This is a genomic window from Sphingomonas sp. LH128 (assembly GCF_000293195.2).
Taxonomy (GTDB): Bacteria; Pseudomonadota; Alphaproteobacteria; order Sphingomonadales; family Sphingomonadaceae; genus Novosphingobium; species Novosphingobium resinovorum_A.
Genome location: NZ_ALVC01000623.1, coordinates 1 through 368, shown reverse-complemented (window position 1 = coordinate 368; position 368 = coordinate 1). Strand labels below are relative to the sequence as shown.

The following is a 368-nucleotide window of genomic DNA, read 5'->3' as shown; positions in this document are numbered from 1 at the left end:
GACTGGACCCGCGAGGAAATCGCGGCGCTGTTCGACCTGCCGTTCACCGAGCTGGTCTTCCGCGCCGCCGAGGTCCACCGCGCCAGCCACAAGGCGGACGAAGTGCAGCTTTCCACGCTGCTTTCGATCAAGACCGGCGGGTGTGTGGAGGATTGCGGTTACTGCTCGCAGTCGGTTTCGGCCAACAGCGGCGTCAAGGCGACCAAGCTGATGGAGGTGCAGCAGGTGCTCCAGCGCGCGGCGCAGGCGGCGGATCAGGGCTCGACCCGCTTCTGCATGGGCGCCGCCTGGCGCAACCCCAAGAACCGCGACATGCCCGCCATCATCGAGATGGTGAAGGGCGTGCGCGCGATGGGCATGGAAACCTG

Annotated in this window: 1 pseudogene; it reads left to right on the top strand. The window is 66.8% G+C overall.

Annotated elements, in window-relative coordinates:
* Positions 1–368 (top strand): annotated as a pseudogene (locus LH128_RS30645) (biotin synthase BioB); the annotation flags it as partial.